We start from the raw sequence: 13,521 nt of genomic DNA, 5'->3' as shown, positions 1-13,521 counted from the left end.
CGCAGGCATCATTCGCGGGCTGCGCTGGGCGCAGATCCCAAAAGAAGAATGCCCGGGCTTGCGCCCGGGCATCGGATCTCAGGCCACTTCGGCCTTCTGCTTCTGGGCGCGCTTGCGCTCGTTCGGATCGAGGATGCCCTTGCGCAGGCGGATCGACTTCGGCGTGACCTCGACGAGCTCGTCGTCGTCGATCCAGGCCAGCGAGCGCTCCAGCGTCATGCGGATCGGCGGGGTCAGGCGCACCGCCTCATCCTTCGACGTGGTGCGGATGTTGGTGAGCTTCTTGCCCTTGAGCACGTTCACCTCGAGATCGTTCTCGCGGGTGTGCTCGCCGACGATCATGCCCTGATACACCTTCCAGCCCGGCTCGATCATCATCGGGCCGCGGTCTTCCAGGTTCCAGAGAGCGTAGGCGACAGCCTCGCCGGTCTCCATCGCGATCAGCACGCCGTTGCGGCGGCCGGCGATCTCGCCCTTGTAGGGCATGTAGGCGTGGAACAGCCGGTTCATGATCGCGGTGCCGCGCGTGTCGGTCAGCAGCTCGCCCTGGTAGCCGATCAGGCCGCGGGTCGGCGCATGGAAGACGAGGCGCTGGCGGTTGCCGCCGGAGGGCCGCATCTCCAGCATGTCGGCCTTCCGCTCGGACATCTTCTGGACGACGACGCCGGAATGCTCCTCGTCGACGTCGATCACGACTTCCTCGATCGGCTCGAGCAGCTGGCCGGCCTCGTCGCGGGTGAAGACGACGCGGGGGCGCGACACGCCCAGCTCGAAGCCCTCGCGACGCATCGTCTCGATCAGGATCGCGAGCTGCAGTTCGCCGCGGCCGGAGACGATGTAGCTGTCCTTGTCGGCGGCTTCCTCGATCTTCAGCGCGACATTGCCTTCGGCCTCCTTGAACAGGCGGTCGCGGATGACGCGGGTGGTGACCTTGTCGCCCTCGGTGCCGGCGAGCGGCGAGTCGTTGACCGAGAAGGTCATCGACACGGTCGGCGGATCGATCGGCTGGGCCTCGATCGGCTCGGTAACGGCCGGATCGCAGAAGGTGTCGGCGACGGTGCCCTTCACCAGTCCGGCGATCGAGACGATGTCGCCCGCGACCGCTTCCTCGATCGGCTGGCGCTCGAGGCCGCGGAAGGCGAGGATCTTCGAGATGCGGCCGGTCTCGACGGTCGAGCCGTCGCCAGAGAGCACCTTGATGGTCTGGTTCGGCTTGGCCGAGCCGGAGGTGACGCGGCCGGTGATGATGCGGCCGAGATAGGGATTGGCCTCGAGCAGCGTGCCGATCATGCGGAACGGGCCGTCCTCGACCTTCGGCGCCGGAACGTGCTTCAGGATGAGGTCGTACATCGGCGCCAGGCCCTGATCCTGCGGACCTTCCGGCGAATCCGCCATCCAGCCCTGCTTGCCCGAGCCGTAAAGGATCGGGAAGTCGAGCTGCTCGTCGGTGGCGTCGAGCGCGGCGAAGAGGTCGAAGACCTCGTTGATGACTTCCTGGGTACGCGCGTCCGGCTTGTCGACCTTGTTGATCGCGACGATCGGCTTGAGGCCGAGCTTCAGCGCCTTCGAGACCACGAACTTGGTCTGCGGCATCGGGCCTTCGGCAGCGTCGACCAGCACGATGGCCGAGTCGACCATGTTCAGGATGCGCTCGACCTCGCCGCCGAAATCGGCGTGGCCGGGGGTGTCGACGATGTTGATGCGCGTATCCTTCCAGACGACCGACGTCGCCTTGGCCAGGATTGTGATGCCGCGCTCCTTCTCGAGGTCGTTGGAATCCATCACGCGTTCGGCGACGCGCTGGTTCTCGCGGAAGGCGCCGGACTGCTGCAGCAGCTTGTCGACGAGGGTCGTCTTGCCATGGTCGACGTGCGCGATGATGGCGATGTTGCGCATGGACATGCGTTAAGGGCCTTGCTTTCAAGGCCACGAGCCGGTCAGGTTCGATGCCCTGCCGGCGCAGCCCGTTTCACGTGAATCTGGAATTCGTTGCGCTGCACATAAACGCTGCCGGGCTTTTCGGCAACCACGGGCGATGCGGAAAGGTGAATGCGCGAGGCGCTTTTCAGCCTTCCGCCAGCGCCCGCTGCCGCTCGGCGACGGCCCGCCCGACCTGGTCGATGGCGAGGCGGTAGGCGGCGAGCGCGGCGGTGTCGAGATCGCCCTTGGCGTAGTCGGCAAGCACGTGGCTGAGGATCAAATCGGCCTCCTGGCCCAGGCGCATCAATTCCGTCTCGTCCTCGCAGGAGCGGATGACGGCGAGCAGGGCAAGGAGCTCGTCGAGGCCGGCCATGGCGCGCCGGCGCCGGTTGGCGCCCTCGCGGCCGAGGATCGCCGCCCCGCCCGTGCCGAGCGCGGAGAGCACCATGGCGCCGATATAGAACCAGTCGCCATAGCGGTCGAAGAAGGTTTCCTGTTCGCCGTCGATATAGGCGGCCGCGCCCGAATGGACCGGCAACGGTGCGTCCTTGTCGGTCGCTGGCGTTTCCAGGGCCTGGATTGCCGGCAACTCCGTGGCCAATGTCAGGCGCAGGTCGAGAATATCCTTGGTCAGGTTGCCGACGAGCGTGTCGTCGAGGCTCTGCGCCGCGACCAGGCGCGAGGTGATCGAGATGGTCTGCAGGCTCTCCGCCGGCCTGGGCGGGTCGCCGCCCAGCGCGCCGCGCACGATCTCTCCGGATTCGATCGAGCGATAATGGGCCGCCAGCGCATCGGCCTCGCGGATCGGGATCAGCACGGGATCCTCCCCCCAGGCCGAACGCAGCCGGCGCAACCCGTCATTGTTGGTGTGCTTGCCGACCGCGTTGATCGAGAAGAAGGCGTCGATGCGCTTCTCCTTGGGGGCCGTGACGATCTCCTCCTGCGTCAGGCCGACGATCTCGATCTCTTCGGGCCTGACTTCGTACTGCGCCAGCACCCGTTTCAGCAGCGTCGTGTTTCCGGCGGGGTTGCGCGTGACCCCGACCCTGCGCCCGCGCAGGTCCGCGATGCGGCTGATCCCCGTCTCCTTCGTCGTGATGAAGAAGGGATAGGTCCGGCGCGTGATCAGGACGGTGTCGGCCGTCGAGGGCATGGCGATATCGGCCCTGAGCAAGGCGAGATCGGCCTGGCCGGCATCGATCTTCTTGGCGCTGTCTTCGGCTCCATCGGTGAGCACGAGCCGGATGCGGACGTCGGCCTTGTCGCGATTCAGGCCCTGGACGAAGGCGGCCGCCATACGCGCGTCCTCGGAGCCGATCGGCCCGACGGCGAGGCGCAACGTGCGTGGCTGGCTGTAGAAATAGAAGCCTGTGGCTGCGAGGCCGATGAGGGCGAGCACGGTCGCCGCAATGGTCAAAACGCCCCGCTGCATTGCGAAACTTGTCGCGCCCCTTGTCTTCGCCCTTCCGCACCATGGCTTCCTTCGCCAGCGTGTCGCAAGTGTGGCATGCCGGCGACGGCCTGCGCAGACGATGCGACTGTGCTAAAGGCGAGCCGATGACCGACCTCTCCTCCTTCGCGATCAAGATCTGCGGCCTGTCGACGCCAGAGACGCTGGAAGCGGCCATGGCGGGCGGCGCGGACATGATCGGGCTCAACTTTCATCCGAAGAGCCCCCGCTTCGTCACCCTGGAGCGCGCCGGGGAGCTCGCCGCCATGGCACGAGGGAAGACCGAGATCGTCGTGCTGATCGTCGATTGGGACGAGCGGCGGGCGGTTGAGCTCGCGGAGGCGTTGAAGCCCGACTGGCTGCAGCTTCATGGGCGCGAGACGCCGGACGAGGTCGCTGCGCTGCGCCGCGCGACCGGCCTGCCGGTGATGAAGGCGCTCGGTATCGCCGAGGCGGCCGACCTTGCCGCTGTCGGCGCTTACCATAGCGTCGCCGACCGCATCCTGCTCGATGCCAAGCCGCCGAAGGATGCGGCCTTCCCCGGCGGGCATGGCAGGCCCTTCGACTGGAGCCTGCTCGCCGGCCTCGACCCTGCGCAGCGCTTCATGCTATCGGGCGGGCTCGATCCGGCCAATGTCGCGCAGGCGATCGGCATCGCGCGGCCGGCGGGCGTCGACGTCTCCTCGGGTGTCGAAAGCGCGCCGGGGGTCAAGGACCCGGCCCGGATCGCGGAATTCATCGCGGCGGCCCGCAAGGCCGCCGCGGCAGGACAGGAAAGCTCGAGCGCATGAACGCCTCTTCCAACCCGAACAGCTACCGCAACGGCCCGGACGAGAACGGCCGCTTCGGCCTGTTCGGTGGTCGCTTCGTGGCCGAGACGCTGATGCCGCTCATCCTCGAGCTGGAAGAGGCCTATAACGCCGCCAAGGCCGACCCTGCCTATCACGCCGAGATGGCGGATGGGCTGAAGCATTATGTCGGCCGCCCGTCGCCGCTCTATTTCGCCGAGCGCCTGACCGAGCATTTCGGCGGCGCCAAGGTCTATCTGAAGCGCGAGGAGCTGAACCACACCGGCTCCCACAAAGTGAACAACGTGCTCGGCCAGATCCTGCTGGCGCGGCGCATGGGCAAGAAGCGCATCATCGCCGAGACCGGCGCCGGCCAGCATGGCGTCGCGACCGCGACGCTCTGCGCCCGCTATGGCCTCGAATGCATCGTCTATATGGGGGCGGTCGACGTCGCCCGGCAGGCGCCCAACGTCTTTCGCATGCAGATGCTCGGCGCCACCGTCGTGCCGGTCGAATCCGGCACCAAGACGCTGAAGGATGCGATGAACGAGGCGCTGCGCGACTGGGTGACCAATGTCGCGACGACCTTCTACTGCATCGGCACGGTCGCCGGTCCGCATCCCTATCCGGCGATGGTGCGTGATTTCCAGTCGATCATCGGCAAGGAGACCCGCGAGCAGATGCAGGAGGCCGAGGGCCGCCTGCCGGATTCGCTGATCGCCTGCATCGGCGGCGGCTCGAATGCGATGGGGCTGTTCCACCCCTTCCTCGACGATCCCTCGGTCGAGATCTACGGCGTCGAGGCGGCCGGCCATGGCGTCCCGAGCGGGCTGCATGCGGCCTCGCTGACCGGCGGCCGTCCCGGCGTGCTGCACGGCAATCGCACCTTCCTGCTGATGGACGATGACGGGCAGATCAAGGATGCCCACTCGATCTCGGCCGGGCTCGACTATCCCGGCATCGGGCCGGAGCATTCCTGGCTGCACGATGTCGGCCGGGTGAAGTATCTCTCCGCCACGGACGAGGAGGCGCTGGAGGCGTTCCAGCTGATCTCCAGGCTGGAGGGCATCATTCCGGCGCTGGAGTCCGCCCACGCGCTCGCCCGCGTCGCCGAAATCGCTCCGCAGAAGCCCAAGGATCACCTGATGGTGGTCAACCTCTCGGGCCGCGGCGACAAGGATATCCCGCAGGTCGCGGAGATTCTGGCGAGCCGCTGACGGACGTCAGCGGCCGGCCGAAAGTCGAACCGCCGCTCCCTCGACTCTCCTGACGGAAAGATGCAACCATAGGTTATCCGGGCGTGCTGGGCGTCCGGATCGTGTTGCGTCGAGGGGGCCGGGCCGTGGGGGGCGACGGTCAGGAGAGCGTTGCCGCTTCGCCGGGCTACGGCTTTGCCGCCTTGCCTGTCGAGATCGCGTTCCTGTCGCGCCAGGGGTTTGCTCCCGCGAGTCTCGCCCTCGTCGCACAGCGCGCCAGACGCAATGGAACCGACCCCGTCCGCGAGCTCCTTGCGCTGGGGCTGATCGACAAGGACGGCTTTTATCGCGCGCTCGCTGCCGAGCTCGGGCTGCCGTTTCACCCCGGAGCGTTCGATCTCGTCCCCGGCGGGACTTACGAGTCCGTCCTGCGCAGCGGCATTGCGCCGACGGCGGGCAGGATTTCGCGACGCTTCCGTTTCGTGCTCGCTCCCGAGGGGCCTGCGCTGCGTCACATGCTCGAGGCCGGGCCGCGGCAGCGCGAGGACGTCGCGGTCACCACGCCGGCCCAGTTCGCGGCCGCATTGCGGGGCGCCAACGAGGCGCGGCTCGCGCAGCGCGTGGCGGGGCTCGACGAAGACGGGCTCGTCCGTGACAGTGCCCGCACGGGAGCCAGTCGTGGCCAGGTCGTGGCGACCGGCATCGCCCTTGCCGCGGCGACGCTCGGCGGCATCTTCGCCCCGCTCCAGACCTTCTTCGCCGTCGCATTGCTGCTCGGGCCGCTTTTTCTCGGGCTGATCCTGCTGCGGCTTGCGGCGTCGATGGAGCGCGCCATGCCCGATCTCTGGCGCACGCAGCGCTGGCGTCCCGACGATAGCCGCCTGCCGGTCTATACCGTCGCCGTGCCGATGTACCGGGAGGAGGCGGTCCTGCGGCAGATGCTCAAGGCGCTGTCGCAATTGGACTACCCGCCATCGAAGCTCGATATCCGCCTGCTGGTCGAAGCCGATGATGCCGGCATGCAGGCCGAATTGGCACGGCTGTCCCTGCCGCCTCACGTCACGGTGACGATCGTTCCGCCCGGCCAGCCTCGCACCAAGCCTCGTGCGCTGAACCTGGCCTTGCTCGAGGCGCGCGGGACGCTTTTCACCATCTTCGACGCCGAGGATATTCCCGATCCGCAGCAATTGCGGCTGGCGGCGGCGCGGTTTTCGCGCGCGCCCGACGATCTGGCCTGTCTCCAGGCGCGGCTGGTGATCGATCATGCCGAGGAGGGCCTGCTGCCCGCCCTGTTCGCCCTGGAATATGCCGGGCTGTTCGAGGTGCTCAACCCGGGGCTGCTGCGGGCAGGACTGCCGATCATGCTCGGCGGCACCTCGAACCATTTTCGCACGGCAGTGCTGCGCACCCTCGGCGGCTGGGATGCCTGGAACGTTACCGAGGATGCCGACCTGGCGGTGCGGCTGGTCCGGGCCGGTTACCGCATCGGCGACCTGCCTTCCGATACGCGCGAGGAGGCGCCGGTGACGCTCAAGGCCTGGCTCAAGCAGCGCTCGCGCTGGATCAAGGGCTACATGCAGACGGCCGTGACGCACGCCCGGGCGCCGCTGCGCCTGCTGCGCGAGGCCGGCTTTGCTGCGACCTTCGCCTTCGCCTCGCTGGCGGTGGGCACGATCGTCTCGGCGCTGGGCTATCCGATCTTCGCGGTCGCGACCGTCTTCGCTTATTGGGAAGGCTCGCTCTTCGCTCCCGCCAATGCGCTCGTCACGCTGACCTCGGCCTTTGCCCTGGCGATCTGGCTGTTCGGTACGCTGGCGCTTTTCCTGCCGCCGGCGATCGGCGCGCTACGCCGCCGTGATCCGGGGCTGCTGCTGCTCCTGCCGCTGCTGCCACTTTATTACGGGCTGGTCTCGGTCGCGGCCTGGATGGCGTTCTACGATTATTTCAACCGGCGTTTCGCCTGGAACAAGACCGAGCATGGGCTGGCGCGCCGGCGCGCGCCGCAGTCAGTTGCCGAGGCGGCTATGAGTGGCGCAGCCACTCCGCCGCCGCCTGCTCGGGCGTCTGCTCGATATTGAAGGCGCCGACGAAGCTGCCGTCCTTGTCCATCAGATAGACCAGCGCGGTGTGGTCCATCGTGTAGTCGCCGTCCTTGAGCGGCGTCTTCTTGGCGTAGGCGCGGTAGGCCTTGATCGTCGCGTCGATCGCCGCCCGGTCGCCGGTCAGGCCGATGATGCGCGGATCGAAGGAGCCGAGATAGCTCTTCATCGCCTCCACCGTATCGCGCTCGGGGTCGACCGTGATGAACAGGGCCCTCAGCTTCTTGGCCTTGTCGCTGTCTCCTGCGGCGCGCAGCGCTTCGGAAATCTCGAAGAGCTTCGTCGGGCAGATATCGGGGCAATGGGTGAAGCCGAAGAAGACCAGGAAGGGCGAGCCTCGTAGATCCGTGTCCGAGAGCGGCTTGCCGTCCTGCGTAGTCAGGGTGAACGGGCCGCCGACGCTCGCGGTGCCGCTGCTGGTCGTGCGGTTTCCGGGCGCGAAGGTGATGACCGCCGCTGTGGCGAGCGCCAGCGCGCCGACGAGGAAGACGACGAGGGGCAGGATGAGGCGGCGGTTCACGGAAGATATCCCGGCAAGAGGAGCGACGGGCCGCTAGAAGCAGGCGACGATGGTGGCGATCAGACCGTCGGTGAACAGCAGGCTGCCCTCGCGCCACCACAGCAGCAGCCCGGCGAGCAGCAAGCCGAAAGCCCCGCCGCCGAGCAGCAGGAGGCCGCCTCGGCTGGGCCGGGCGTCCTCGACGCGGGAGGGATGCTCCGTCTGGGTCATGCTTCGAGAATAGCGCCGATCCCGAAACGCTGAAAGCGCTCCGGTGACGCAGGCCGCCATGCCGGGCAGGCAGGCGTGGGAGCGTCCCGGCCCGCGCGGCCACTGCCGTCTCGTCGGCAGGACCGCTGTCGCGCCGCTGAGACATTCGCTTCCCGAGGCATGCAGCGCTGCGGGTCAGAGTTTGATGTCCAATGATTGGATATCAAATCATCTTGCGCGTGATCCGATTCTGCGCTTAGTTCGGGTTAACGAGGCTTCGATGCCTGCCGAAGCGGCCAAGCCGCCGGCCAAGGGAGAAACGCGATGGATATTGGGCTCCTCATCGATAATGAGGATGTGCCGGCGCGTGCCGGTGGCGCCTTCGAGCGCAGGGATCCGGTCCGCGGCGATGTCGCTTCGCGCGCGGCTGCCGGTGGTGTCGACGATGCGGTGCGCGCGGTCGAGGCCGCGGCCGCGGCCTTTCCAGCCTGGTCCGCGACGCCCCCGACGGCGCGGCGCGCGCTGCTGCTCAAGGCGGCGGATCTGATGGCCGCACGCGCCGACGATTTCGCCGCGACGATGACGCGCGAGACCGGCGCGACCACGCCCTGGGGCCGGTTCAATGCGACGCTGGCCGCCAATATGCTGCGCGAGGCCGCGGCGATGACCACCCAGATCGGCGGCGAGGTCATCCCCTCTGACAAGCCGGGCTGCCTTTCGCTCGCGATCCGCCAGGCGGCCGGCGTCTGCGTCGGCATCGCGCCGTGGAACGCGCCGGTGATCCTCGGCACCCGCGCCGTGGCGCTGCCGATCGCCTGCGGCAACACGGTGGTGCTGAAAGCTTCGGAGCTCTGCCCGGCGACCCAGCGCATGATCGGCGAAGTTCTGCGCGATGCGGGCCTGCCGAAGGGCGTCATCAACGTCGTCACCAACGCGCCGGCCGACGCTGCGGCGGTGGTCGAGGCCCTGATCGTCCATCCCGCGGTGAAGCGCATCAACTTCACGGGCTCCACCCGCGTCGGGCGCATCATCGCGGAGACGGCGGCGCGCCATCTCAAGCCGGTGCTGCTCGAGCTCGGCGGCAAGGCGCCCCTGATCGTGCTCGATGACGCCGATCTCGATGCGGCGGTGGATGCCGCGATCTTCGGTTCCTTCATGAACCAGGGCCAGATCTGCATGTCGACGGAGCGCATCATCGTCGACGAAACGATCGCCGACGCCTTCGTCGCGAAGTTCGCGGCCCGGGCGGCCGCCCTGCCGGCTGGCGATCCGCGCGGCCCGGTGGTGCTCGGCTCGCTGGTCAGCGAGGCGGCCGCGGAGAAGATTGAGGCGCTGGTCGCCGACGCCAGGGCCAAGGGCGCCGAGATCCGGGCCGGCGGCACGCGCGAAGGCACGATCGTGACCGCGACCGTTATCGACCGTGTCACGCCGGAGATGCGCATCTACAGCGAGGAATCCTTCGGCCCGGCCAAGAGCGTCATTCGGGTCAGGGGCGTCGAGGAGGCGATCCGCGTCGCCAACGACACCGAATACGGGCTGTCCTCGGCCGTGTTCGGACGCGACGTCCAGCGGGCGATGGAGGTGGCGCGCCGGTTGGAAACGGGCATCTGCCATATCAACGGACCGACGGTCGCGGATGAGGCCCAGATGCCGTTCGGCGGCGTCAAGGCCTCGGGTTATGGCCGCTTCGGCGGCAAGGCTGGCATTGCCGAGTTCACCGACCTGCGATGGATCACCATCGAAGGCCCCCAGCACTACCCCTTCTGAAAGCGCGACATGGCCTCCTCGCCCCCCGCCAAGCCCGCCGAACGGACCGGCGCTGCGGAGCGTCCGGAACTCCAGATCCCGGACAGCTTCCACGACCTGATCGGCTACTATCTGCGCATCGCCCAGGAGTCCTCCTTCCAGGCGATCCGCAAGGGGGCGGGGGCCGAGGATCTGAAGCCTGGCTGGTACACGCTTCTGACCATCATCGCCGAGAATCCGGGCCTCCCGCCGAGTGATATTAGCCGGCTAGTGGGCCGTGATCGCTCGACCCTGACCAGCACGATCAAGCTCCTCAACGCGCGTGGCCTCATCTCCCGCCGGCGCAACCGCGCCGACCAGCGCAGCTACGGCGTGCGGCTCACCGCCGAGGGCGAGGCCATGCTGGAGAAACTGCGGCGCATCGCCCATGCCCATGACGAAAGGCTCGACGCCATCGTCGGTGCCGACAAGGCACGCTTCATCGAAATCCTGCGCCGGATCGCCTCGGAACTTGGAGACGAGAACGGCTCACCGACCTGATGCAGCGGCCGCCAGGGCCCAAACCCGCGCGAGACGGGAAAGAAGGCGGCAAGGCCCGCCGAGGAAACACAACGGAGGACATAGCATGAAGACGACGAGACGGATCTCGTCCCGCAGGGCCGCGATGCTGGCGCTCGGGACCATTCTCGCCGGGGCGGGCCTCGCCGCGGCGCCTGGTGCGAAGGCGCAGGACAAGACGATCACTCTGAAGATTTCGCTTTGGGTTCCGCCGGCCCATCCGCTGGTCCAGGCCGCGAAGGACTGGGCGGCCGACATGGAGAAGCAGTCCGGCGGCACGATCAAGGGCGTGGTCTTCCCCGCCGAGCAACTTGGCAAGGCCTTCGACCATTACGACATGGTTCGCGACGGCATCGCCGATGTCGGCTATGTCAGCCCCGGCTACCAGCCCGGCCGGTTCCCGATCATCAATGCGGCGCAGCTTCCCTTCACGGTCAGCAACGCCAAGGGCGGCTCGCTCGCCGTCGACGCCTGGTACCGCAAATATGCGCCCAAGGAGATGGGCGACACGCATTTCTGCCTCGCCTTCGTCCATGATCCGGGCACCTTCCACTCCAAGAAGAAGATCGTCCTGCCCGGCGACGTGAAAGGGCTGAAGGTCCGCCCCGCCCAGGTCACGGTCGGCGAGATGGTGACGACGTTGGGCGGCACCAATGTCCAGGCCTCGGCGCCGGAATCGCGGGATGCGCTGGAGCGCGGCGTGGCCGACGCCATCACCTTCCCGTGGAACTCGATCTTCCTGTTCGGCATCGAGAAGGTCACGAAGTTCAGCCTCGACGTGCCGCTCTACACCACGGCCTACACCTGGACGATGAACAAGGCGACCTATGACGGCGCCTCGGCGGCGCAGAAGAAGGTCATCGACGACCACTGCAACAATGCCTGGGCCGCCAAACTCTCCGCGCCCTGGACCGACTTCGAGTTCGCTGGCCGCGAGCGGATGAAGAAGGCCCCGGGCCACGAGGTGGTGGAGCTCGATGCCGCGCAGATCGATGCCTGGCGGGCCGCCGTGAAGCCTCTGCAGGAGCGCTGGGCCGAGAGCGTGAAGAAGGTCGGTGGCGATCCGGAGGCGATCCTCGGCGAGCTCAAGGCCAAGCTCCAGGAAGCCCAGGCCAGCTTCTGAGACCTCACCCGGCGCGGCTCCGTCGCGAGCCGTGCCGGCCATTCCCCTTGTCGAGAGGAGCGACGTCATGAGCGACGACGCAGGCCTTCGGCCGCCCGCCGAACCGCAGCGGCCCAAGAACGCCATGGACAGGTTCATCGAAGGCATCGAATGGATCGCAGCCGGCTTCGTCGGCCTCGTCGCGGCCGATATCTTCATCTCCGTCCTGCTGCGCTATTTCTTCTCCGTCTCGATTCCCGACGGCTATGATTTCGGCCGGCTCTTCCTCGGCATCCTGATCTTCTGGGGCATCGCGGCGACGAGCTATCGCGGCACCCACATCACCGTCGATCTGATCTGGGACATCGCCAAGCCGCGCGCCAAGCGGCTGATCGACGTCTTCGCCACGCTCGTCCTGCTGCTGGTCGTCTCGGTGCAGACGATCATGCTCTTCGACAAGGTCGTGGCGACCAAGGCGCAGAACGTCCTGACCTACGACCTGCACCTGCCGACCTGGCCGTTCTTCGCGCTGGCCTGGCTGGGCGACGTCTCGGCCGTGATCCTGATCGCGGTGCGCACCTTCCGCCTCATCTTCCATCCGGAACGGGTGAACGAGGCGCATTCCCTCGAGCCCGTCGAGTAGACCGATGTCACCAGATCTCGTCGCCATCGGCGGCTTCGTCCTCCTTTTCGCGCTGATGCTGCTGCGCGTGCCTGTCGGCATGGCGATGGGTCTCGTCGGCGTGGTCGGCTTCGGCCTGATCACCGGCTTCGGCCCGGCTCTGAAGCTCATCGGCCAGACCTCGATGCGCACGGTCACCGACTACACCTTCGGCGTCATCCCGATGTTCCTGCTGATGGGCGCCTTCGTGTCCAATTCCGGGATGAGCCGGGAATTGTTTCGCGCCGCCAATGCCGTGATCGGCCATGCCCGCGGCGGGCTCGGCTTCGCCACGATCGCCGCCTGCGGCGGTTTCGCCGCGATCTCCGGCTCCTCGGTCGCGACGGCCGCCACCTTCTCGACGATCGCCTATCCGGAGATGCGCCGGCACAACTATCCGAAATCCTTCGCCGCCGGCACGATCGCCGCCGGTGGCACGCTCGGCGCGATGTTCCCGCCTTCGACTGTGCTCGTCGTCTACGGGATCATCACCGAGCAGGACATTTCGCGCCTGTTCATGGCCGGCGTGGTGCCCGGGCTGATCGCGGTGATGATGTACATGGCCACGATTGCGCTGATCGGCATCGCCCGGCCAGGCCTTCTGCCGGCGGGGCCGAAGCTGCCGCTGCGCGATCGCGTCCGGGCGCTGGGCGAGGTCTGGGCCCCGCTTCTGCTCTTCGTCTTCGTGATCGGCGGTCTCTATGGCGGCCTGTTCACCCCCACCGAAGCCGGCGGCGTCGGCGCGGGCGGCGCCTTCATCATCGGCATGGCGCGCCGCAAGCTTTCGCGGGAGGCGATCCTGCAATCGCTGCTGCAGGCGACGCGCACCGCCGCGGCGGTGTTCACGGTGCTGATCGGTGCGCTGATCTTCGGCTATTTCCTCACCATCACCGGTACGCCGCAGAAGATCACCGAGTTCATGACCGGGCTCGGCATCGGCCGCTATGGCGTGCTGCTGCTGATCCTGTTGATGTACATCGTCCTCGGCTGCCTGATGGATGCGATGGCGATGATCATCCTCACCGTGCCGATCATCTTCCCGGTCATCACGGCGCTCGGCTTCGATCCGATCTGGTTCGGCGTCATCATCGTCATGACGGTCGAGCTCGGCTTGATCCATCCGCCAGTCGGCATGAATGTCTTCGTCATCAAGAGCGTCATCGGCGATCTCAGCTTCTCGACGATCTTCCGCGGCGTCGCGCCTTTCATCGTCACGGATCTGATCCGCCTGGCGATCCTCGTCGCCTTCCCGATCCTCGCCACCTGGCTTCCGAGCCAGATGTGATCACCAT

General features: G+C 67.3%; 12 protein-coding genes. 8 read left to right on the top strand and 4 right to left on the bottom strand.

Features of this window, described 5'->3' with window-relative positions:
- Positions 1-78: 78 nt before the first annotated feature.
- Both typA and CE453_RS02145 read right to left on the bottom strand, forming a co-directional pair.
- On the bottom strand, positions 79-1,902 hold the full coding sequence (typA, locus tag CE453_RS02150) for a translational GTPase TypA (protein ID WP_089173098.1): 1,824 nt from the start codon (positions 1,900-1,902) through the stop codon (positions 79-81).
- A gap of 163 nt (positions 1,903-2,065) precedes the next feature.
- On the bottom strand, positions 2,066-3,352 hold the full coding sequence (locus CE453_RS02145; protein ID WP_089173097.1) for a TAXI family TRAP transporter solute-binding subunit: 1,287 nt from the start codon (positions 3,350-3,352) through the stop codon (positions 2,066-2,068).
- A 125-nt stretch (positions 3,353-3,477) separates the two neighbouring features.
- Between CE453_RS02145 and CE453_RS02140 the strand changes: the two genes are divergently transcribed.
- The 3 genes from CE453_RS02140 to CE453_RS02130 all read left to right on the top strand — a co-directional run bounded on the left by CE453_RS02140 (position 3,478) and on the right by CE453_RS02130 (position 7,432).
- Positions 3,478-4,161 (top strand): phosphoribosylanthranilate isomerase, encoded by a 684-nt coding sequence (locus CE453_RS02140; protein WP_089173096.1) that lies wholly within the window; start codon positions 3,478-3,480, stop codon positions 4,159-4,161.
- A complete protein-coding gene (trpB, locus tag CE453_RS02135; protein ID WP_089173095.1) occupies positions 4,158-5,375 on the top strand; it encodes a tryptophan synthase subunit beta in 1,218 nt (405 codons plus the stop codon). The genes CE453_RS02140 and trpB overlap by 4 nt, the downstream gene beginning before the upstream one ends.
- A 125-nt stretch (positions 5,376-5,500) precedes the next feature.
- Complete coding sequence (locus CE453_RS02130) at positions 5,501-7,432, top strand: glycosyltransferase (RefSeq protein ID WP_089173094.1); 1,932 nt, start codon at positions 5,501-5,503, stop codon at positions 7,430-7,432.
- Here CE453_RS02130 and CE453_RS02125 read toward each other — a convergent pair.
- Together CE453_RS02125 and CE453_RS28400 are read right to left on the bottom strand one after the other, a co-directional pair.
- A complete protein-coding gene (locus CE453_RS02125; protein ID WP_472840972.1) occupies positions 7,377-7,973 on the bottom strand; it encodes an SCO family protein in 597 nt (198 codons plus the stop codon). The two genes, CE453_RS02130 and CE453_RS02125, sit on opposite strands and share 56 nt — an antisense overlap.
- 33 nt (positions 7,974-8,006) lie before the next feature.
- On the bottom strand, positions 8,007-8,183 hold the full coding sequence (locus CE453_RS28400) for a hypothetical protein (protein ID WP_157732873.1): 177 nt from the start codon (positions 8,181-8,183) through the stop codon (positions 8,007-8,009).
- Positions 8,184-8,486: 303 nt separating this feature from the next.
- On the opposite strand from CE453_RS28400, the gene CE453_RS02120 reads away from it, so the two are divergent.
- The 5 genes from CE453_RS02120 to CE453_RS02100 all read left to right on the top strand — a co-directional run bounded on the left by CE453_RS02120 (position 8,487) and on the right by CE453_RS02100 (position 13,514).
- The gene (locus CE453_RS02120) at positions 8,487-9,929 is read left to right on the top strand and encodes an aldehyde dehydrogenase (protein WP_089173092.1); all 1,443 of its coding nucleotides are present in this window, start codon (positions 8,487-8,489) and stop codon (positions 9,927-9,929) included.
- A 9-nt stretch (positions 9,930-9,938) separates the two neighbouring features.
- Positions 9,939-10,448, top strand: coding sequence for a MarR family winged helix-turn-helix transcriptional regulator (locus CE453_RS02115; RefSeq protein ID WP_089173091.1), 510 nt, complete (start codon positions 9,939-9,941; stop codon positions 10,446-10,448).
- 85 nt (positions 10,449-10,533) lie between these two features.
- Positions 10,534-11,589: a TRAP transporter substrate-binding protein gene (locus CE453_RS02110; RefSeq protein WP_089173090.1), complete on the top strand. Its 1,056-nt coding sequence runs from the start codon at positions 10,534-10,536 to the stop codon at positions 11,587-11,589.
- A gap of 67 nt (positions 11,590-11,656) precedes the next feature.
- Positions 11,657-12,211, top strand: a complete 555-nt coding sequence (locus CE453_RS02105) for a TRAP transporter small permease (protein ID WP_198302235.1) — start codon at positions 11,657-11,659, stop codon at positions 12,209-12,211.
- A 4-nt stretch (positions 12,212-12,215) separates the two neighbouring features.
- A complete protein-coding gene (locus CE453_RS02100) occupies positions 12,216-13,514 on the top strand; it encodes a TRAP transporter large permease (RefSeq protein WP_089173089.1) in 1,299 nt (432 codons plus the stop codon).
- The last annotated feature ends 7 nt before the right edge of the window (positions 13,515-13,521 follow it).

Origin of the sequence: Bosea sp. AS-1 (genome assembly GCF_002220095.1) — a bacterium.
Classification (GTDB): Bacteria; Pseudomonadota; Alphaproteobacteria; order Rhizobiales; family Beijerinckiaceae; genus Allobosea.
Note: the sequence above shows the minus strand (reverse complement) of the source record. Positions and strands in the feature narration are given on the sequence as shown.

What these genes read in the sequence shown, in the direction of transcription:
- typA (WP_089173098.1), bottom strand. Translation starts at nt 1,902, where the DNA reads ATGTCCATGCGCAACATCGCCATCATCGCGCACGTCGACCATGGCAAG.
- CE453_RS02145 (WP_089173097.1), bottom strand. Translation starts at nt 3,352, where the DNA reads ATGCAGCGGGGCGTTTTGACCATTGCGGCGACCGTGCTCGCCCTCATC.
- CE453_RS02140 (WP_089173096.1), top strand. Translation starts at nt 3,478, where the DNA reads ATGACCGACCTCTCCTCCTTCGCGATCAAGATCTGCGGCCTGTCGACG.
- trpB (WP_089173095.1), top strand. Translation starts at nt 4,158, where the DNA reads ATGAACGCCTCTTCCAACCCGAACAGCTACCGCAACGGCCCGGACGAG.
- CE453_RS28400 (WP_157732873.1), bottom strand. Translation starts at nt 8,183, where the DNA reads ATGACCCAGACGGAGCATCCCTCCCGCGTCGAGGACGCCCGGCCCAGC.
- CE453_RS02120 (WP_089173092.1), top strand. Translation starts at nt 8,487, where the DNA reads ATGGATATTGGGCTCCTCATCGATAATGAGGATGTGCCGGCGCGTGCC.
- CE453_RS02115 (WP_089173091.1), top strand. Translation starts at nt 9,939, where the DNA reads ATGGCCTCCTCGCCCCCCGCCAAGCCCGCCGAACGGACCGGCGCTGCG.
- CE453_RS02110 (WP_089173090.1), top strand. Translation starts at nt 10,534, where the DNA reads ATGAAGACGACGAGACGGATCTCGTCCCGCAGGGCCGCGATGCTGGCG.
- CE453_RS02105 (WP_198302235.1), top strand. Translation starts at nt 11,657, where the DNA reads ATGAGCGACGACGCAGGCCTTCGGCCGCCCGCCGAACCGCAGCGGCCC.
- CE453_RS02100 (WP_089173089.1), top strand. Translation starts at nt 12,216, where the DNA reads ATGTCACCAGATCTCGTCGCCATCGGCGGCTTCGTCCTCCTTTTCGCG.